Source organism: Echinicola vietnamensis DSM 17526, assembly GCF_000325705.1.
Lineage (GTDB): Bacteria > Bacteroidota > Bacteroidia > Cytophagales > Cyclobacteriaceae > Echinicola > Echinicola vietnamensis.
In genome coordinates, this window is sequence record NC_019904.1 from 4,317,190 (window position 1) to 4,338,469 (window position 21,280).

A 21,280-nucleotide genomic window follows, 5' to 3' on the forward strand; every position below is an offset into this window, starting at 1 on the left:
ATCCTTCTCCTTGAGATCAATCACTTCAGTAGATATCCTTCTAATAACTGCTTATCCAATTATTCGGATAACCGTTTAACCAATTCATGAAAACCGTCAGTGATTAGCTGAAATGGTGGATCAAGAAATGTTTCTGTGGGCAGCTACCCTAAAGGAGGGCAAGCGTCCATCCATGGCCAAATAGAAACCAAAGTTGGCAAAACATATGTCTAACCATCGAAATAAGCTATCTCCTCTCTTTTCTGCTTGCTGAGATGGTTCATTCCAACGGCTTGTCTTGTCTATTTTGGTTAAAGTGTTCCTTTTATGTTACGATCACCTAACAAAAAAATCCGTGCAACGGCGGCCATCATCAGGCTACACATCTGCACGGATACAAAATGATATTCTTTGTTTGAAGGACTAGACCACCTTGGTCTGACCGGGGATGGCATGCGGATAAAGGCCATTTTCATCTGGTAATACCTTTGGTAAGGCATCCCAAGCAAACTTATCCGGCATCAGGTCTATATCAGAATTAAATGCCTCATCCCAAGAAATCTCTTTTCCGGAATAAGTGGCATTTCTTCCTAAAATAGATGTCATCGTACTCATGGCCGATCTGGTAGCGTCTTCATACATATATTCACCCTTTACAATGGCGGCAAATAGTTTGTTGTGTTCTTGCTGATAGGGATTGATATTTCCTTTACCGTCATGGTCGTATATTGCATTTCCTTTTAGGTCTGAGAGTTTCCCTACATTTCCGGCATTCATGTAAGCCCTTCCTTTGGTACCCACAAAAGATTCATCGACCTTATTGAAGGCGCCAGGAAAATGACGACATTCGCTGTCGATCACCGTGCCATCCGCATAGGTGAATCGCACAGAGTGGTGGTCAAAAATCTCACCAGTGTCCAATCCCGTACGAACCATTCTACCGCCAGTGCCCTCTGCTTTTACCGGATATCCTCCCTTAATCCAGTTGGCAATGTCAATATTGTGTACATGCTGTTCTGTAATATGGTCTCCGCACAACCAATTGAAATAATACCAGTTGCGCATCTGATATTCCATTTCAGTTTGTTCAGGTTGCCGTGCACGAGTCCATACACCTCCTCCATTCCAATAGACATGTCCACCGACGATATCCCCAATCGCCCCGTCTTCGATGCGCTTGATGGTTTCGATGTAGTTGTCCTGGTACCTTCTTTGCAATCCTACCACCACATTGAGCTTTTGGGCTTTTGCTTGCTCTGCAGCTTTAATCACCCGGCGGATCCCATTGGCATCCGTAGCTACAGGTTTTTCCATGAAAACATGTTTCCCCTGACGAATGGCTTCTTCAAAATGGATAGGTCTGAATCCAGGAGGCGTTGCCAATAATACCACATCAGCTTCTGCTATTGCATGCTTATATCCATCAAAACCGACGAATTTTTTATCTTCTGGCACTATCACTTTTTCCGTTCCGATTTTGGAGGATAATGCTTTGTAACTGTCGTCCAGCCTGTCCCTGAATGCATCGGCCATGGCTACCAACTTAATGTTTTGGTCCGTACCAAAGGCTTGAAACGCCGCTCCAGTACCTCGACCACCACAGCCAATCAAGGCAATCTTAATTTCATCACTTCCCGCTGCATAGGCACCAGGAATGGATAATGGACTGAGCATCATCCCTCCTGTGACCAAAGCAGACGCTTTTAGGAATTCTCTTCTTTGGTTTTTATCTTTTAGGTTCATTGTGTAAATATTAGGTTTTATGTGATTAATAGTCATCAATTGGGGCCTGATCATAATAGGCCATGATTTCTTCTTCGGAAGGTTGCTTGAGTGGTCGCACCACCCTGATCCCCAAGAATGGCGCCTCTGGAAACCACCAACGGCTCTTCGGGATTTGTGGGTCGATCTGCTTCCATTCAGGGTTGGAGGCAAAACGTCTGCTACTGCGAAGATCAAGCGGCTCGCTTATATAACTTCCCCCTCGGATCACCCTTGGGTACAATTCTTCTGAAGAGGCCTTGGGGTTATCATCCACTTTTTCCATTTCCGGATAGTGGGGAACATAGGCATCATTGGTCCATTCCATTACATTTCCGTAAATATCATAAAGTCCCCATGGATTGGGCTTTTTAAGGCCTATTTTATGCGTGGTCTCCTCACTGTTTTCGCTGTACCAGGCATATTCTGATAACAGCGTTTGGTCATCACCAAAAAAATACGCTGAGCCCTCACCTGCTCTTGCCGCATACTCCCATTCTGCCTCTGTTGGCAAACGGTAAAATTTACCCGTCTTGGTGTAGAGCCACTTACAGAATTGAATCGCACCATATTGCGTCATGCCAATGGCCGGTTTATTTTCTTTGCCCATCCCAAAAGTCATGTCCAAATAGGGCGTGGTGGGCCTGGTCAATCCATCCACCGCAGGGGAAAGCTCCTTTTTGCTGATGGAAGCCTCATAATTCTTATTTAGAAACAATTCGAAAATATCCCAAGTGATCTCATGGGTGCCCATCCAAAATGCATCTACGGTTACACGGCGTTGGGGGCCTTCATCTTCATTTCTTCCTTGCTCATCGCTAGGACTTCCCATGACAAACTCCCCCGAAGGAATGGGGGCCATTTCAAAAATCAAATCAGTATGAGGAATTTCTTCTTTGTACTGTTCAAAAGGATCAGAATAAACAGTATTTCCTGAGTCAAATATCAGTATACTACCTGCTATAATAGCTGGAATGACAAACTTATTAAGTAACATATAGGGTTAATGGGTTAATAATATTAGCTTCCAATATAGCAACTATTTTTATAAGGATATTCCCGTTCGTATAAAAAATGAAAGGAAATGCTTATGGTAATATTTCCCTTTGATCAGATGGAAACACAAAAATTTCAACTCCGAAAGTAGTAAACGTAACCAACAACCTTTTAAAAAAGCTAGGGGCTGCCACGGATGAACGTTGATTAACACAGATAGGAAGCTTAGGCATTGTAAATCCGTGTTCATCTCCCCAGAAATATGACTTGATGCGAAATAACAGGAATTAAGCCTATTTCGATAGCAAAACCCAGGCTAAATAAAAATGTACCCAAGACACGAAGTGGATACTGTAATCTACACGGAAAGTCATTAATAATTGCTTTATGCCTTTGAGCCTTCGTGGCGAATCATTATTCCCTTAAATAACAAAATATCTCCACCCAGAAATATTGCTTAAACCTTGATCTTTAAGAGGCTAAAATAAAAAACCTGTATGATTATAAGGAAGATTGCTTTGCTAGTATATGCACATATCCTTGAAAATCACACAGGTCGTTTAAGGCACCGTGCCTTATGCTTAAAAAACAGCGCTCGCTACTTTATGTACCGTGCTGGCCTTGCTCATCGTATAATAATGCAAGCAAGGAACGCCAAAATCAATCAATTCTTTACTTTGCTGGATCGCCCATTCAATCCCCACTTGGCGTACGGCGGCATTATCTTTACATTTTTCCAATTCATCCATCAAGGGATCCGGCAAATCCAAAAAGAAAATGCTTGGCAATACAGTGATCTGACGCAATGTCGTAATCGGCTTAAGCCCTGGTATGATCGGCACGGTGATGCCAGCCTCCCTCACTTGCTTAACAAATTCAAAATACTTTTGATTGTCAAAAAACATCTGCGTGACGATGTATTCTGCTCCAGCGTCCACCTTAGCCTTCAGATATTTTAGATCAAACTTAAAACTCGGTGCTTCGAAATGCTTTTCTGGGTAGCCGGCTACCCCCACACAAAAGTCCGTTTGAAAGCCTGATTCCGTTTCTTCATGGAGGTATTTTCCTTGGTTCATCCCCACTATTTGCTGAACCAGTTCATTGGAATAGCTGTGTCCTCCTTCTTCTGGGATAAACCTCCCTTCAGATTTTGGTGCATCTCCTCGAAGTGCCAAGACATTTTCTACCCCAATGAAATTCAGGTCTATCAAAACATTTTCGGTTTCTTCCTTGTCAAATCCACCACAAAGGATATGCGGTACGGCATCTACCTTAAACCGATTCATCAAAGCGGCACATATTCCCACAGTTCCCGGTCTTTTACGGGTACTTACTTTTTCCAAAAGGCCATTGGCATGTTTTTTATAAACATACTCTTCCCGGTGATAGGTGACGTCTATAAAGGGTGGATTAAAATCCATCAAGGGCGAAATGCCATCCAGCATTTCGTTTAAGCTTTGGCCTTTCAGAGGGGGAAGTATTTCAAAAGAAAAAAGTGTCTTTTTGGCTTGGTTGAGGTGTTCTGTTACTTTCATCGGTCAAATTAAGGTTGTTATAGTATGAAGCGGCACCACTTTTAGAAAGCAGTGCCGCATGCACATGTCGAAATGAATGAATATTTAGTCCAAAACAGGGTTTAATTTTGGATTATAGGCCAAATTTGGAGAAAGCCATTTTTCTGCCTGCTCTTTGGAAACGCCTTTCCGTTTGGCGTAACTTTCTACCTGATCCTCACCGATCTTACCCAATCCGAAATACCTGCTTTCAGGATGACCAAAATAAAATCCGCTGACCGAAGAAGTCGGTAGCATGGCAAAGCTATCTGTCAAATGCACATCAATGCTGTTTTGGGCATCGAGCAATTCGAACAGGGTAACTTTCTCGGAGTGCTCGGGACAAGCTGGATAGCCCGGTGCAGGCCTAATGCCGGCATATGACTCCTTGATGAGGTCATCATTTTCAAGCTTTTCCTTAGGAGCATAGCCCCAAAGTTCTTTTCGCACTACTTCATGCATGTATTCGGCAGCAGCTTCTGCGAGACGATCACCGATGGCCTTGAACATGATCTCGTTGTAATCATCGCCTTCAGCTTTGAATGCGTCTACCTTTTTGTCCATGTTCAACCCGGCCGTTACCGCAAAACCTCCAAAATAATCCACTTGCTCGGGATGAAGGTAATCGGCCAAAGAACGATTGGGAACGCCCTTACCCTTTTTACCTTGCTGCCGCAAAAAATGGAAAGTGGTCCCCGTTTCATGTAGGTTTTCATCAAGGATAGCCAAGTCGTCGCCACTTCGCTTAACAGGATATAACCCCACCACCGCCTTGGCCTGCAACCAATTCTCATCGATCACCTTGTCCAGCATGGCATTGGCCTCGTCAAATAGCTTTTGCGCCTGGACGCCGACCACTTCGTCCTTTAGGATTTTCGGATATTTACCGGACAGCATCCAAGTACTGAAAAATGGTGTCCAATCAATATAGTTACGTAAGGTTTTAATGTCCAGATCAAGAATCGTCCGACCTAATTTGGCGGGTTTTGTGGGAGCGTAATGATCCCAATCTATCACGACTGGATTGGCTTTTGCCTCCTCATATGTAGCCAATTTCTTGGCTTCTTGCTTGGCTTGATGGGATTCTCGAAGTTCCGCATAGGTAGCCTTGATCTGCTCATGGTACGCGTCTCTAGTGTCTTCGCTGATCGCTTCCCCTGCCACAGGCACCGACTTGGAAGCATCCAGAACATGAACCACCGTGCCGCTGTATACCGGGTCTATCTTCACGGCCGTATGAATTCTACTCGTCGTAGCTCCACCGATCAAAAGCGGAATTTTCAGCCCTTGTCTTTCCATCTCTGAAGCCACATTCACCATTTCATCCAAGGAAGGTGTAATCAATCCGCTCAGCCCGATAATATCCACATCCTGCTTAATGGCTTCATCTATGATCGTCTGCGCATCCACCATCACGCCAAGATCGATAATCTGGTAGCTGTTACAAGCCAATACTACACCAACAATATTCTTTCCGATATCGTGAACATCACCCTTTACCGTAGCCAGCAGCACTTTTTTGATGGAACTCTTTTCTTCGTTAAAGTCAGCATCTCCTGCTTTCGGCATAAAGGGTTCCAAGTAAGCCACCGCTTTTTTCATCACCCGGGCAGATTTTACCACTTGGGGCAAAAACATCTTTCCGGACCCAAAGAGATCCCCCACGACGTTCATGCCATCCATCAACGGCCCTTCGATTACCTTCAAGGGACTTTTTAGATGTTGACGAGCTTCTTCCGCATCACTTTCGATATGGTCGATGATGCCTTTCACCAAGGAATGTTCGATCCTCTTTTCTACTGACTCTGCACGCCAAGCTTCACTGGCCACTTCTTTTTTGCCGCTTGACTTGACGGTCTCTGCAAAATCCAACAACCGTTCGGTAGCATCATCCCTCCTGTCCCAAAGCACATCTTCCACATGCTCCAGCAGGTCCTTTGGAATATCGTCGTACACTTCCAACATGGTGGGATTAACAATTCCCATATCCATACCATGCTGAATGGCATGATATAAAAATGCAGCATGCATGGCCTCACGGACAGGGTTGTTTCCCCTAAACGAAAAGCTGACATTGCTGACGCCTCCGCTGACTTTCGCCCCAGGGAGGTTTTCTTTTATCCATTTTGTGGCTTTGAAGAAATCTATGGCGTTGCTTCGGTGCTCCTCCATTCCGGTAGCTACCGGAAAGATATTGGGATCGAAGATAATATCATTAGGATTAAACTTCACCGTTTCCACAAGGATATCATAGCTCCGTTTGCAAATGTCCACGCGTCGCTGATAAGTGTCCGCTTGGCCATCTTCGTCAAAGGCCATGACCACCACGGCTGCACCAAACTTCTTGATGGTTTTGGCTTGGTGGATAAATTCGTCCTCGCCATTTTTCAAACTGATGGAGTTGACGATTCCCTTTCCTTGGATACATTTTAGCCCCGCTAAAATAATATTCCACTTGGAACTGTCCACCACAATAGGAATCCTACTGATCTCTGGTTCGGAAGCAATCAGGTTAAGGTACTTCACCATGGCTGCCTCACCATCCAGCATCCCTTCATCCATGCAGACATCCAATACTTGTGCTCCGCCCCTCACTTGGTCCAAAGCCACTTCCAAAGCTTCATCAAATTGGCCGTTCAAGATCAAACGGGCAAACTTCTTGGAACCTGTCACATTGGTCCGTTCACCGATATTGACAAAGTTCAACTCCGGTGTAAACACCAATGGTTCCAGCCCGGATAATTTGAGCTGGTTATGTTTAGTCTTCTTATCCATTCCCACTATTCTTCTTCTAATGTATACGCTAGTTTTCTGGGTTTGTATTTTTTACTGACGTCTCCTATCACTCGAATATGCTCAGGAGTGGTCCCACAGCAACCACCCAGGATATTGATCAAGCCATCTTTCAGAAATTCTTCCACCTGATCGGCCATTTCTTGGGCGGTTTGGTCATACTGGCCAAACTCATTGGGCAGCCCGGCATTTGGATAGGCACTGACGTAAAACGGTGCATTTTCTGCCAACACTTTCAGATAAGGTCTTAACTCTTTTGCCCCCAATGCACAATTCAGCCCAATGCTCATCAAAGGTACATGAGAAACTGAAATGAGGAAAGCCTCCGTGGTCTGTCCACTGAGTGTCCTGCCAGAAGCATCCGTAATGGTTCCTGAAATCATGATGGGGATCCCTCCTTCCTCTGGAGAAAGGGGTAGTCCTTTTTCCTCAAAAACCTCTTGGATGGCAAACAATGCCGCTTTGGCATTCAAGGTATCAAATATCGTTTCTACCAAGAGAATATCAACTCCCCCATCCAGTAATCCCCTAACCTGCTCGGCATAGGCCTCGGAGAGCTGATCAAAATTAATGGCACGGTACCCAGGGTCATTGACATCTGGGGAAATCGAAGCCGTCCTGTTTGTAGGCCCGATAGCACCGGCCACAAAGCGGGGCTGATCGGGAGTTTTTTCACTGTATGAAAGGGCCGCTTCCCTGGCGATTCTTGCGGATTCCACATTGAGCTCATAGGCCAATTGCGAAAGATCGTAATCCTCCTGTGCAATGGAAGTACTGCTAAAGGTATTCGTTTCTATGATATCTGCTCCAGCCTCCAAATATGTATCGTGGATGTCCCGAATGATCTTCGGTCTGCTAAGTGACAGTAAATCATTGTTGCCCTTTAGGGCCTTGGGGTGATTGGCCAATTCAGGTGTCCTGAAATCCTCTTCTTCAAGCGTATAACGCTGAATCATGGTACCCATCGCACCATCGAGTATCAAGATCTTTTTGTCTACTTGTTGAAGTAATATGTCGGTTCGTGTATTCATGCCCTCATTAATAGTAAGAAAAGCTGTATCGAGCAAAGAACCGATAGAAAAGCAATAATCTACCGCTCATCTTTTCCTGACAAGCTCAGGATGGGAGTTAGCACCTTGTCTGATCAGGTTGCTAAGACGTCATAGGGCCCTTCCCTCGGTCTTTCTCGATAAGCAATTCCAAAGTTAACATGAATTAGTGGAAAAAAATTACATTCTACCCATTTTATTTTGATAATATCGGTTTCAGTAAGCACTCCGTAAATATCAATCAGGGCCTGATTCCTACTCCCACCTGCAAATAGGGATTGGACATGTATTGAGACATGCTGACTGCTCCTAACTCATAGCTTCCAAGTGGAATTTCTACTCCTCCGTATACCGAAGCCACTAAGGCAACCTTAGATCTTTTGGCAAGGGGGAAAACCCTACTTAAATAAATTTCAGGTTTAGCCATCATTCCACCATTTCGCAATTCACCATCATAGTCCGGAAGATCAATTAAATCAGGAAAATCCAGCTTTCGCTTATGGATCAAGCTGTACCGTACATTACCATAGCCCAAGCCGCCCAACGCGCCCACTTCCCAATTATAAATATCGATCAGTTTGGCACCCAAGTTCCCATATATCCTTAAGCTGCTAAGGCTTTGGTCATAATCTTGATTTGCCTCACCAGACATATTTAGATTATATAAATCTATTCCGTACAGAAACCCTCTGTTTTCCCCTAAAAGCTTTAAACCTAAGTTTTTGGGAATTCCTTTTAGGGGTTTGTAGCCATTATTCTTAAGGTGAGCATTAAGGTCATTTGGCTTGGTAAAGTGCGCACCATAAATTAAGTGTATGCCTAAAGATGCATCCCGGTAGAAATAATTTTTCTCAGGAAGGCTGATGCCAGCACCCAACCGGACAAAAGCACCGCTTTGCAAATTGTCAAATGTCAATCCATTTAAGTTCCAGGAATCTTCGAAGGGATTAAAAGAATAGCCAACTTTGGCGATCATGCTAATGACTTCTTCACTGGGTAAAATATTGAGGTCATAGCCCAGTTCAAAACCAATTTCCGTCAAAAAACCACCCATAAACTGACTGCCCTTGTTGATGTCATTCCTTCTCAGGATAAATCCATGAGCGGGATCGGCCAAAAACTGGTCCAGGTTTTCCCCTTCCCGCTCTTCAAGCATTTCCACATTCAAATAGCCCATGCCGATAGACATGTAATGAATCAGGTGAAATTTCCCTTCTTCGGTAAAGCTATAGCCGAAATTGATAAAAGCCCTAGTCGTACGGTAATCCAACGCATAATCGTAAAATGGCGTCTCCACACCGTTATTTTGATAGAGCTCGGCTCCAATGATAAAGTCGTTAAACCGTGTTTGATAACTAAGGCCATAGGAATTATAACTGTTTGGCATGGGGGGCTGACCATGATTTTCCAAGAGCTTATTCAATCCCTGCAGATTGGCTCCAGAGGTACCATAGTAAACATTGAAGCTGGTCCGCTGATACCCTCTGGTCTCTTGTGCAAAAGCTTCTCCACCGAAGCACACCAAAATAAAAATTACAACAATTGTCCTCATCAGGTGAAATTTCAGCTCAAAAATAAAATTTATATGTTAAAAGGCGATAACTTTTATCAGGTTTATAAGTCATCTGCCATAGGTACATAATAAACATTTTGATCTCATTTTGCTGGATTTTCGGTAAAGATTTAATCTATGGCCCATCCCAGATCGACCCAGCTGTCCAAATTTGACAAATCTCAGCTAAAACGCTATTAACAAGATATCACTTTCAGCCCACATGGCCGTAGGAGATATCGATCCCAAAAGACTACTTTTATGGGATTTTATAGTATATTAACTGCCCTGTTTTAGTTATCTACTCTTTAACAAACAAATGAACAACAGTATGATTACAACAACCACCCCTTCAGTGGAAGGACATGAAATCAAAACATATTTTGGAATTGTTTCTGGAGAAACGATCATAGGAGCGAATGTTTTCAGGGACTTTTTTGCCAGTATCACAGATATCGTCGGTGGCCGCTCAGGCACCTATGAAAAAGTACTGAAAGAAGCCAAGTCAACTTCTCTGATGGAAATGGAAATGCAAGCAAAAGCGATGGGAGGAAATGCTGTAGTCGGTGTGGACCTGGACTATGAAACCATCCGCGATGGCATGTTGATGGTTACAGCGAGTGGAACCGCCGTATTGGTAGAACCCAAGCAATGATAAATGATGTAACGTTTCTGTAGAAAGAGATGTATTCCTTCATCCGTGCTCTGTAATCATATGACCAGGGCACGGATAATTTATTCATGTGTGAGTTTCCCTTCTAAAATTTGATGGATTTTTTCCTTGGTGCTTTTTTTGATCACCTCATTGTTAATGACCACCATGGGACCCGTTTTGCAAAAATCCATACATTTGGTTTTGACAATTTTATATTTCCCTTTGTGCGTATCCAGTTTGGTAAGATCTTGGACATCCTTGAGCAAACCTTTACAGCCATTTTTTTTACAATCCGAACCGGCACACACAAATATGAATTTCCTGAACTTTCCCATGTATCGCTAAAGGTTTGACACCATTTGTAACAACAAACCGCACAAATACGCTCCATACGTCCCTACTGCATAACCAAACACGGCCAATAAAACCCCCACAGGTGCCAATGAAGGATTGAAGGCTGATGCTACAATCGGGGCAGAGGCTGCGCCTCCTACATTGGCCTGTGAACCGACAGCAACATAGAAAAAAGGAGCTTTGATAAGATAGGCCACTATTAGCATAATCGTTATGTGAAAGAGCATCCATATGGCACCGACCAAGAATAAAGTGGGATTGTCCATTATGGCAAACAAATCCATCTGCATGCCTACCGTGGCAATGAGCACATAAAGCAATACACTTCCCAATCTGCTCGCCCCCACTCCTTCGAGGTTTCTGGCTTTGGTAAAGGAAAGGATCAATCCTCCGGTGGTGGCGATGATCACGATCCAGAAAAAAGGAGAATCCAAGGAATATTTTTCCAATGAAGGGTAATTGGTCCCTATCCACGGCGCAATAAAATCAGCTATCCAATGGGCCAAGCCGGTAATGCCGAACCCTACTCCCAGAATCATTAATGTGTCGGCCATACTTGGAATCTTCATGATGCTTCCGCGATAGGCTTCCACTTTTTTCTGCAGGGCATCAATAGCCGAACTATCCGCTTTGAACAGCTTATCGATACGGCCGGGATTGGCTGCCCAATACAGTAAAAAAGCCAACCACAAGTTGGCCATGACCACATCCACCGCAATGACCTGACTAAAAAGCTCCCCACTGGGCTCAAATGTCCGCAGCATGGCGGTTTGATTGGCCCCTCCACCAATCCAGCTACCTGCAATGGTAGACAATCCTCTCCACACTTCATCTGGACCGACGCCCCCCACTACACTTGGATCAAAAATCGAAACCACCAACAAGGCTAAAGGACCACCTAAAATGATCCCTAAGGTCCCCGCCAAAAACATGGTGAGTGCTTTTGGACCTAATTTAATAATGGCCTTAAAATCTATACTTAGGGTCAGTAAGACCAACGAAGCCGGCAACAAATACCGAGAAGCAATCCTATACAATGCCGAGGTCTCTCCCGAAATAACGCCCAAGGTATTCAAAATAGAAGGCAGGAAATAACATAACAGCACCGTAGGAACCACCCTGTAGAACTTTTGCCAAAAGGGATTTTTGCTGGCTGCCGTACCAAATACAATGGCTAGAATGCTGACGAGGATACCTAAGACAACGGCATCATTAGTGATCAAAGGAGTGCTTTCCTGCATGGAATGTTTAAATTCTTTAAAACAAATAAGTAGTACAAAAGAAACAAAACCTTGGATAAAAAAAAATATAGGTATCCTTAACTTTACCCTCCGCCCAGCTAAACGAAAGATCCGTCAAAACCCTAATTGGTCTCAGATACACCTAGACAGCCCGGATTATTTCCTCCTTATACAGGAATGCGATGAGTTGGATAGGTTCATTAAGTCAAAACCAAATTGAAATTTTCGGAAAGTACAAGGCTGTAGATACCCAAAAAATCAGTAAACCAGGTCGCGTGTTCTAGGTCAAACGGCACCAGCCCATGCACTATGGTGAAGAATTAAACCTTGGGGTGTCTTTCATTTACTTCTCCCAAATCAGCAGCAGCTCACTTAAAATCATGGCCGTAGCCCCCCAAACCATTTCAGCATCAATATCAAAATAAGGTGCTTGTATCTCTATATTATTTCGAGCCTTTATGGTGGTTTTCTTACGAATGTTATGATCCATGAGAATGTTAAAATCACAATGGATAATCCTGGAAACCTCCCTTGGGTCAGGAACGAATGTGGGAGCCTGCTCCGTAAACCCCACATATGGAGTGACCAAAAAGTTACTTGGCGGAATAAACAGCTGTGAGAGCTTTCCGATCACCTGTACGTCCTTGGCCGGAACCCCTATCTCTTCTTCCGTTTCTCGAAGCGCAGTTTCTTGAAGATTGGCATCTTCCTGTTCTTTTTTACCACCAGGGAGTGAAACCTGACCACCATGGGCACCATCATACTCCGGTCTTTTGATAAAGGGTACCCAACAACCTTTCCCCTTCGGATATAATAAAATCAAGACCGCTCCTTCCCTGGCATGGCTCAAGTCGTGTTGGGCAAACCTTGCATTATCGATAGGTTGAGGCGCCATTTTCACCTGACCAGCCTTACCGGGCAATGGTCTTTTGATGTTATCTTCTAGCTTCTGAATTACTCGTTCCAATTTCATCACCTTAAAACTATCCAAGATTTTATTATGGCACAAGCACTTGTACTGGTTCAAGCCAAAAAGTTGGGGCCAAGATCCTGCCAAAGCTTGGGCATAGTGCATGGGAATTATGCTAGCTGCACATCCCGCTCATTTGGGATCAAGTAATATTTCTGGGATATGAATGTGACATGTTCTTTTGAAAGAAAATTTAACACCATTAAAACAATGGTTTTCTGCTATCCGTACGAATGGGTTTTAGCGGGAATTTATGGGGAATAGTTAGGCCCATGCCGCTAAAACGGGAAACGTTGGATGGGTAAATTTACCATGGGCTTCACCCATGGCTATGGATGTGTCGCCACTATTGGGGCTAACTTTCGAGGGTACATCATACACCATACCACGGATCAAGCAATATTTCTGAGGGCAACTCTATTTAAAAGGATGCTATATCATCTATGAACTGGATGAATCCAAGCGTTGAAGAGAAGTCCTCTTCATAACCAAAGGCATGAACATCGTAAACTTTTAAAGTCATGTAAGCCGCGGATAAAAGATATGAACATGGGTTTGCCATTTTTTAAGCATTCTATCTGTGTTTATCAGCCTTCATCCGTGGCCAAATAGAACCAAAGGTGGCGCAGAACATATTTACCCATCGAAATAGGCTATCCCCCCAACTCTTCGGCTTGATCCATGACACCTCGTCCTGAGGAACATAAAAAAAGGTCTGCACATGGTACAGACCTTTTTTTTACTATCAAACCTATTAAACCTATTGTTGAATTATTCAAAAATTTGAATAATGTAACGGAAAGGTAAAAAATAATTCCCAATAAGCAAACAAACGATTGCATTAGCCTTTAGACTAGTTTTTAGTTCGCCATCTGTACCGATAAACAAAAACAAAATTTACCTATTAAGTTAATGTTAATTAACCATAAATTATATGGTTGTAATCAAAAATACTTCATGGAATACTGGCTATGGGATTTGAAAAAATCCCCCTTAAATTCTACTCATATATTGTGCAATCTGCTGTATATGACTATACTTTTATTTATATTCGAAATTAAGTTTTGATTCCAACCACCACCATTCATGAGTACAGCTACCCAACCGCTCGTTGTCCAAAAAATCATAGATGCTTACCATAAATACATTACTTCCTTTCATGAACATACTAAACGAGCCCCCATTTACTTTAGGGAAAGAGATTGGGACGGGGTCCAGTTAAACCACCGCCAACGCCTGCGACTCTACAAAGACTGTGTCAATGAAGTAGTGGCTTCGTGTAAAGAAAGCTACGGAGAATACCTAAAGGACAGGCAATTTTGGATAGACGTAAAAACAGCATTTTCGAAAGCGATCAACACCCGAAAAGATAAAGAACTTGCCGAATCCTTTTATAACTCGGTCATAAGAAAAGCTGTATCAGACCTTTCCATAGATGAGGAATTGATGTATGTTTTGGAAGGATATGACTCCTGTGAAATCCATTCCCAAGAACCGCTTTTCCATAATTATCCTTCTCATTGGGGGGTACAGAAAATCATTAGAAAGATTTTGGAGGATTTTGATTTCCAAGCCCCTTACTATCAACGCGAAAAGGATGTCCAGTATTTGGTAAGAAGTATCCGAGAAGTGATTTTGACCCGCTATAAGGTAGATGAAAACACGACCACTCAAGTCCTAAAACAAGTCTTTTATCGCAATAAGGCTGCTTATTTAATTGGCAGGACATTTTTGGGAGGCAAATGGATGCCGTTCATTATCCCATTTCTAAATGGCCCAAAAGGGATTTATGTGGACACGCTGATCTTCGATCCGAACTTAATGAGTGCCATTTTCAGCTACACCCGATCTTATTTTATGGTGGAAACCGAAATCCCGTCTCAAATTGTCGCCTTTCTCAATTCTGTGATCAGGCATAAAAAAGTCTATGAGCTTTATAATGCGATTGGGTTTAACAAGCATGGTAAAACTGAATTTTACCGGGACTTTTTGAACCACCTCAACACCAGTAATGATCAATTTACGGTAGCACCAGGAATCAAAGGCATGGTAATGACCGTATTTACCTTGCCCTCTTATAACATTGTCTTTAAGGTAATCAAAGACCACTTTGACCCACCAAAAAACATGACCCGTCAAGAAGTAAAAGATAAATACCGCTTGGTATCGCTCCATGACCGGGTAGGAAGAATGGCCGATACCCACGAATTTGAATATTTTCAGATTCCAATGGACCGGGTTCATCCTGATTTATTGAAAGAATTAAAAAATACCGTAAACTCCTTGATTAAGATCGATGGGGACACCTTGTTTATCAAACATTTGTATACGGAAAGGAGATTGACGCCGCTTAATATGTATTTGGAGGATTGTACGCTTGAAGACGCCAAAATTGCGGTTGAAGAATATGGAAACGCCATTTTGCAATTGGCAAAGGCCAATATCTTTCCTGGTGATATGATGACCAAGAACTTTGGCGTAACCCGACAAAAAAGGGTAATTTTTTATGACTATGACGAAATTGAATTCTTGACAAAGATGAATTTCCGAATCAAACCAAAACCCGTGACATTTGATCAAATCTACGCCTCACGCCCATGGTATGAAATCGCCAAAAATGATGTTTTCCCTGAAGATTTCAAGCGGTTTATGATTGGCCGCTCAGATATAAAGCCTCATTTTTTCGAATTTCATAAATTGCTGTTTGATCCGGAGCACTGGCAGAAAATCCAAGGCCGCATCGAACACGGGGAATTGATCCACGCATTTCCCTATCCGGAGTACATGCGCTTCCGGCCAGAGGAAGAAGTATAATTAATCTACTAATGCCGTTTATTACTACTATCATATCCATCGAAATCCTGGATTGGATAAAATGAATAGTTTTAAGCGTGCTGATACAGCTGTAATGACTTTTTGCGCTAACGGGATGGAACACCCAATACGTAAATAAAAATTTTTTGAAACAATTGGCATTTTTAAGGGTTATTAATTTTGATATAACCTTGTAATTCATTAATATTCAGTTAGTACAATAATGATATAAAGAAAATTATTATTCTTAATATCGTCATTTACCAAGCATCATTTTTTGACAAAAACACGGAACCAGAAACTTAAATTGTTTGACTTAATTATGGTTTAAAATTGATATTAAAATTGTCGGAACATGAAAACAGCAAATCTATGCATCGCCTTAACATTGTTTCTGTTGACCTCTTGTTTTTCATCCAAGGATTTTGTCGCCGAATATGATTATGATTATCGCGGAAACTTCAAGAAATACAAGACCTTCGCTTTTATGGAGGATACAGGGACAGATTCGATCAAACACATCCCTATCATAAACAAGACCATTGTCTCACGCTTAAACTCCCAAGGCTTTAGCCAACAAATAGAACAACCAGATATCCTGATTTATTATAAACTGTTCATCAACCAGATTCGATACCGAGGGTACATCCAACCCGATTTCGACAATTGGCTTTCTGCCAGGGGGTTGGAGATCTTGAAGGAAGAGAAATTGCGGGAAGAAAAGGAAAAAGTGCTTGAGGACGAAGAAGAAGACGAGGAAGACCGAAAAAAGGGGGAAGATTATGAAAATATAAAGTACTATGAAAATGAAGGAATGCTGATCATCTATGTCATTGATTACAAAAAAAACAAAACCATCTGGCAAGGATATACCGCCGCAAATTTTGACGTAAACTCCCCTAGTATTAATCTTGATTTAACAAGAGCCACTTATAAAGTGATGAATCAATTTAGGTTGGTTACCAACAATTATAGTTATTATTGATCGTCAGGAATACCATGCTGAGCTTGTGATTGGTTCTGGATCAGGCCATGTTGCTAGAGGCGTTAAATGTTTTATTTATAAATAAAATGGTTTGTTACGAAGACGCTAAGGCACCAAACAATTATTAAATTTCTTTGTGACATTGGGGCTTTGTGACTTTTTTTTATCACGAAGCAAACGGGCAGTTACCAACTATTTCGCTTGATTCTTAGTCATCCATTTTTTTATTTCTATCACCTATGTTTAGCTCCATAGGGGCGACACATCCATAGTCATGTGTTTCCCCCCATGGCAAATTAACCCATTAACATGGCCCGTTATAGCCACACTGCCCTCCCTACTAACCATAAATTCCAGCAAAATCCCATTCAGTGTCCATGGTGGAAACCATCAATTATCGGTGTAAAGTATTCTTTCACAAAAACGTGTTAACATTCATCCCTTGGAAAAATGGCTTGATCCCATTGATCATCAAAACGGGGTTTACTGAAGTGTTGAGCTAGGCTTTCAGCCTGAAAGGAAGAAATTATGGTCACTGCACCCCAAGGCCTTGCCTTGGGCTAGCGTGATAGAAGACTTTCAGCCTTCGGTTCCAGCATAGAATTTGGGTATAAGTATCTGCTTGAGGCCTCAATGCTATTATGTTACTATATTTATTAGATGCTAGACCAAGGGCCCTCCTACTGAGGCCAGGGAGTCGAGGCCCTTCTAATATTAGCACCAGCCAACATCCTCCCCCAACATCGTAGCGTGATCCCGGATCTAGCTGAAATTATAAGATAAAAAATCATTATCCACTCCTCAGCTTTACCAAGCACTATTTTGCCAAGCTTAAACCGCAAGATTTAGGTATTTGAATTCATAAAAAGGGACTTTAAACCATAGATTTGCCAGCACTTTTATATTGCCAAAAAAAATGCTTATTTACTATATTATTCAATCAGATACCGATCAGGTTTGACCAGATATAAATGACTTTTAAAGTAGCTTTAAATCGTTTACCCACACCCATAAAAAGATCCTGTAAACATTGGCTAACAATGATGCAGCACTCCACTGGATGTCAAGCAGCATTACTATATTTGGCAGAAGATAAACATGTAGAAATGGTATTGTCCCACGGCATACATGAAGAACCCTTGGAAACCATTTCGGCATCTTTACATACTTACATATCGGATGCGACTGCGGGGACATATGAGATTTCTGTAGGCATTTTAAATGAAGGATTTACTGAAACCAAGTATAGGCTAATTGCCAACATAAAGGGCGAAAATGTCATGCCTATCGGTTACGTGGTACTGATATTTAAAGCCAGCATATCCTTGACATCAGCCATAAAGGAAGCGTTATCTATTATCACCAACGCTCTCTTTCATGAATTAACTCAGTATGAAGTCAATAAGGATGTGGAATTACCACGTCAGAGCTTAAGGGAGATTTACCACAAGACCAATGAAGTGGCCCGAGTTGGCGGTTGGGAGCTAGACTGTGAGACCAACACGATATTTTGGACAGATATTACACGTGAAATTCATGAAGTAGAAAGTGATTTTGTTCCCACGTTAAAAAGCGCTTTAACCTTTTATGATATTGACGATTCAAAAGCACTGATCACAAAGGCAGTATCGAAGGCACGCAGGGAAAACAAACCCTACGACTTGGAACTCAGGTTAAAAACAGCAAAGGGAAATATTATATGGATAAGGACCATTGGTGAACCTGAGTTTAAAAACAGCGTTTGTGTTCGGATTTTTGGCACCATACAAGATACCACAAAAGCCAAAGAAGCTGAGGAAAATGTCATTCAATCAAAAAAATTATTGGAGAACGTCCTAAATACTTCTACGGAAGTGTCCATCATAGCCACCGACGCTAAAGGGATCGTCCGGTTATTCAGCAAAGGAGCTGAAAGGATGTTGGGTTATGCTGCAGAAGAGGTAGTCGATAAATGTACACCTGATATTTTCCATGATAAAGAGGAGATCCAACAAAGCGTCCATCGTTTAAAGGAAGAGTATGGCCAAGAAATAGACCCCTTGCGAGCTTTTATATATGAGTCTATTCTTAAAGGTTCTGATTCAAAAGAATGGACATACATCCGAAAAGATAAGCGTCGGATTACGGTAAAATTAACCATGAGTCCTATGCGGGATGATAATGGAGAAATCAATGGATACTTGGGCGTAGCTACCGATATTACGGATGAAAAGAAAGCGACCCAAAACCTCCTAATCGAAAGAGCAAGGCTACATTCATTTGTCAAGCATGTGCCTGCAGCTGTGGCGATGTTGGACAATGAATTAAAGTTTATTGCTTATAGCGACAAATGGATAGAAATGTATGGGCTCGAAAAGGAGGACTTAATCGGAAAATCCCACTATGAAATATTCACCAATATCTCTGAAGAATGGCAGGAAGTCCATCGGCGTGGTTTAGGTGGAGAAGTCATCAAGTGTGAAGAAGATGTATGGCGGCCAGAAGGATGGTCACATGATCAATATGTGAGGTGGGAAATCAGGCCTTGGTACCGCTCAAAAGAGAAAATCGGTGGTATTCTTATGCTTACCGAAGACATAACGGAAGCCTATTTCCAAAAAAATGACCTACAGCAATCAATGCGACATGCTGAACAAGCCAATAGGGCCAAATCGGAGTTTTTGGCCAATATGAGTCATGAAATACGCACACCACTCAATGGAATTATTGGCTTTAGCGACTTGGTTTTAAAAACAGAGCTGAACGATCGGCAAGAACAATATCTCTCGATTGTTAATCAATCGGCCAATTCCCTCCTCAATATCATCAATGACATCTTGGACTTTTCCAAAATCGAGGCGGGTAAGCTGGACCTTGACATCGAGCGCTACGATTTATATGAGCTGGTAGAACAGGCCAGTGACATTATCACATATGTTATCCACCAAAAAGGCTTGGAAATGTTACTTAATATTTCTCCAAATATTCCAAGGTTTGCCTGGATAGATAGTGTTAGACTCAAACAAGTGCTGGTTAATCTATTAGGAAATGCTTCTAAATTTACCGATAAAGGAGAAATTGAGCTCAAACTAACACCTCTTTCGAACTCCAATAAAAATGGAGAAATGGATATTCGTTTTTCCGTACGAGATACTGGAATTGGCATAAAATCAGAAAAACAAGACAAGATATTTGAGGCTTTTTCCCAAGAAGATGTAAGTACGACCAAGAAATATGGAGGAACCGGACTGGGCCTTACTATTTCCAACCGTTTGCTACAACTGATGGGAAGTAAGCTCCAATTAACCAGCACCCCTAATAGAGGAAGTACGTTCTATTTTGACTTGAGAATAAAATGTGAGGATGGCCAAGCTATCCCCCTAGAAGGAGAACCTAACTTGCACAAAATCTTAATCGTAGATGATAATGCAAACAATCGTATGATCATAGAACGAATGCTGGCGCTTAAGGGGATTCAGACAGTTCAGGCAAAAAATGGTTACGAAGCTATTCAGCGATTGGTAGACGGAGAAGAATATGATGTAATCCTAATGGATTTTCAAATGCCCTACCTTAACGGTATCGATACGGCCCGAAAAATACGTGCCAATTTCAAGGAGCAGCCTATCATATTTCTCCACAGTTCTTCAGAAGATAAAACCATCAGTCTAGCATCAAAGGAACTAAGCATTCCACACCGGTTAATCAAGCCAATAAAAATGCAAGACATGTATGACGCTCTTCTCAAAATAAAGCATAACAATCGTAAGGGGAAGGAACCTAAAGAAAAAAGACTTTACGCCCCCCCTTTGCTGACTGAAAAAAGCTCCATTCTCTTCGTGGAAGATAATGCGATCAATATGCTGTTGGGAAAAACGGTCATTCACAACATTTCTCCTAAAACTACAGTATTAGAGGCTAGCAATGGAAAACAAGCACTCGAACTACTTAAAGTAAATTTACCGGACATGATATTTATGGATGTGCAAATGCCTGAAATGAATGGATATGAGGCCACAAAAATAATCAGGAAGGAATATAAAAATAAAAACCTGCTAATCTTCGCACTTACAGCAGGCAACCTAAAAGGAGAAAAAGAAAAATGCATGGAAGCTGGTATGGATGATTTTATAGCCAAGCCATTTGTGGAAGAAGATCTTATTCGCCTTTTGGAAAAATGGAGTAAATCCATTGATAAGCATAAAAATGCCCCCTCTATACCCTCTGAAAACCTTAATCCATTTAATATTCGAAAGCTACAACTAGTCATGGACTTTAAGGACCTAGAAGACCCAATATTCAAACAGTTAATTAATATTAGCAAAAAAGAACTAACTAAAACTAAAGATTCATTAGAATTGCTTCCTGCAATTGACAATCCGGATCTTTCTAAAATAGCCCATAAACTTTATAGCTCTGCCACTTCTTTATGTATGGAAAAACTTGCTAGTCTTGCCTCCAAGCTAGAGAACGCATCACTTTCTATGGAAAAACATTCATTAATCAGCAGCTTAACTGATGAAATCCTGCTAGAAATCACTGAACGATTGGCTGACCTAAATTTATATTCAGGAGATTAGCTTTGAACACATCATCTTC

The 21,280-nt window shown here is 42.0% G+C and carries 13 protein-coding genes and 1 riboswitch; of the genes, 4 read left to right on the top strand and 9 right to left on the bottom strand.

Features of this window, described 5'->3' with window-relative positions; all coding sequences use genetic code 11:
- Positions 1-402: 402 nt before the first annotated feature.
- The 6 genes from ECHVI_RS17685 to ECHVI_RS17710 all read right to left on the bottom strand — a co-directional run bounded on the left by ECHVI_RS17685 (position 403) and on the right by ECHVI_RS17710 (position 9,683).
- Positions 403-1,722 carry a Gfo/Idh/MocA family protein gene (locus ECHVI_RS17685; protein ID WP_015267395.1) on the bottom strand — a complete coding sequence of 440 codons (1,320 nt, stop codon included), beginning with the start codon at positions 1,720-1,722 and terminating at the stop codon, positions 403-405.
- Between the two features lie 25 nt (positions 1,723-1,747).
- Positions 1,748-2,737 carry a formylglycine-generating enzyme family protein gene (locus ECHVI_RS17690; RefSeq protein ID WP_015267396.1) on the bottom strand — a complete coding sequence of 330 codons (990 nt, stop codon included), beginning with the start codon at positions 2,735-2,737 and terminating at the stop codon, positions 1,748-1,750.
- Positions 2,738-3,317: 580 nt separating this feature from the next.
- A complete protein-coding gene (gene metF / locus ECHVI_RS17695; protein ID WP_015267397.1) occupies positions 3,318-4,271 on the bottom strand; it encodes a methylenetetrahydrofolate reductase [NAD(P)H] in 954 nt (317 codons plus the stop codon).
- Positions 4,272-4,355: 84 nt separating this feature from the next.
- Entirely contained in the window at positions 4,356-7,064 is a 2,709-nt protein-coding gene (metH, locus tag ECHVI_RS17700) for a methionine synthase (protein ID WP_015267398.1), read from the bottom strand.
- Positions 7,065-7,069: 5 nt separating this feature from the next.
- On the bottom strand, positions 7,070-8,113 hold the full coding sequence (locus ECHVI_RS17705) for a homocysteine S-methyltransferase family protein (RefSeq protein WP_015267399.1): 1,044 nt from the start codon (positions 8,111-8,113) through the stop codon (positions 7,070-7,072).
- A gap of 63 nt (positions 8,114-8,176) precedes the next feature.
- Positions 8,177-8,278, bottom strand: a riboswitch (SAM riboswitch).
- Positions 8,279-8,372: 94 nt separating this feature from the next.
- Positions 8,373-9,683, bottom strand: coding sequence for a hypothetical protein (locus tag ECHVI_RS17710; RefSeq protein WP_015267400.1), 1,311 nt, complete (start codon positions 9,681-9,683; stop codon positions 8,373-8,375).
- 331 nt (positions 9,684-10,014) lie between these two features.
- Here ECHVI_RS17710 and ECHVI_RS17715 point away from each other — a divergent pair, with 331 nt between their 5' ends.
- The gene (locus ECHVI_RS17715) at positions 10,015-10,338 is read left to right on the top strand and encodes a YbjQ family protein (RefSeq protein WP_015267401.1); all 324 of its coding nucleotides are present in this window, start codon (positions 10,015-10,017) and stop codon (positions 10,336-10,338) included.
- 80 nt (positions 10,339-10,418) lie between these two features.
- On the opposite strand, the gene ECHVI_RS17720 is transcribed toward ECHVI_RS17715, so the two are convergent.
- The 3 genes from ECHVI_RS17720 to ECHVI_RS17735 form a co-directional block, all read right to left on the bottom strand.
- Positions 10,419-10,673 (bottom strand): (2Fe-2S) ferredoxin domain-containing protein, encoded by a 255-nt coding sequence (locus ECHVI_RS17720; protein ID WP_015267402.1) that lies wholly within the window; start codon positions 10,671-10,673, stop codon positions 10,419-10,421.
- 6 nt (positions 10,674-10,679) lie between these two features.
- On the bottom strand, positions 10,680-11,933 hold the full coding sequence (locus ECHVI_RS17725; protein WP_015267403.1) for a DUF819 family protein: 1,254 nt from the start codon (positions 11,931-11,933) through the stop codon (positions 10,680-10,682).
- Positions 11,934-12,276: 343 nt separating this feature from the next.
- A complete protein-coding gene (locus ECHVI_RS17735; RefSeq protein WP_041739985.1) occupies positions 12,277-12,906 on the bottom strand; it encodes an NUDIX hydrolase in 630 nt (209 codons plus the stop codon).
- A 1,083-nt stretch (positions 12,907-13,989) separates the two neighbouring features.
- Between ECHVI_RS17735 and aceK the strand changes: the two genes are divergently transcribed.
- From aceK to ECHVI_RS17750, 3 genes are all read left to right on the top strand, one after another.
- Positions 13,990-15,717: a bifunctional isocitrate dehydrogenase kinase/phosphatase gene (gene aceK, locus ECHVI_RS17740; RefSeq protein ID WP_015267405.1), complete on the top strand. Its 1,728-nt coding sequence runs from the start codon at positions 13,990-13,992 to the stop codon at positions 15,715-15,717.
- Positions 15,718-16,072: 355 nt separating this feature from the next.
- Entirely contained in the window at positions 16,073-16,702 is a 630-nt protein-coding gene (locus ECHVI_RS17745) for a DUF4136 domain-containing protein (RefSeq protein ID WP_015267407.1), read from the top strand.
- Between the two features lie 1,040 nt (positions 16,703-17,742).
- Positions 17,743-21,261 carry a response regulator gene (locus ECHVI_RS17750; RefSeq protein ID WP_015267409.1) on the top strand — a complete coding sequence of 1,173 codons (3,519 nt, stop codon included), beginning with the start codon at positions 17,743-17,745 and terminating at the stop codon, positions 21,259-21,261.
- The last annotated feature ends 19 nt before the right edge of the window (positions 21,262-21,280 follow it).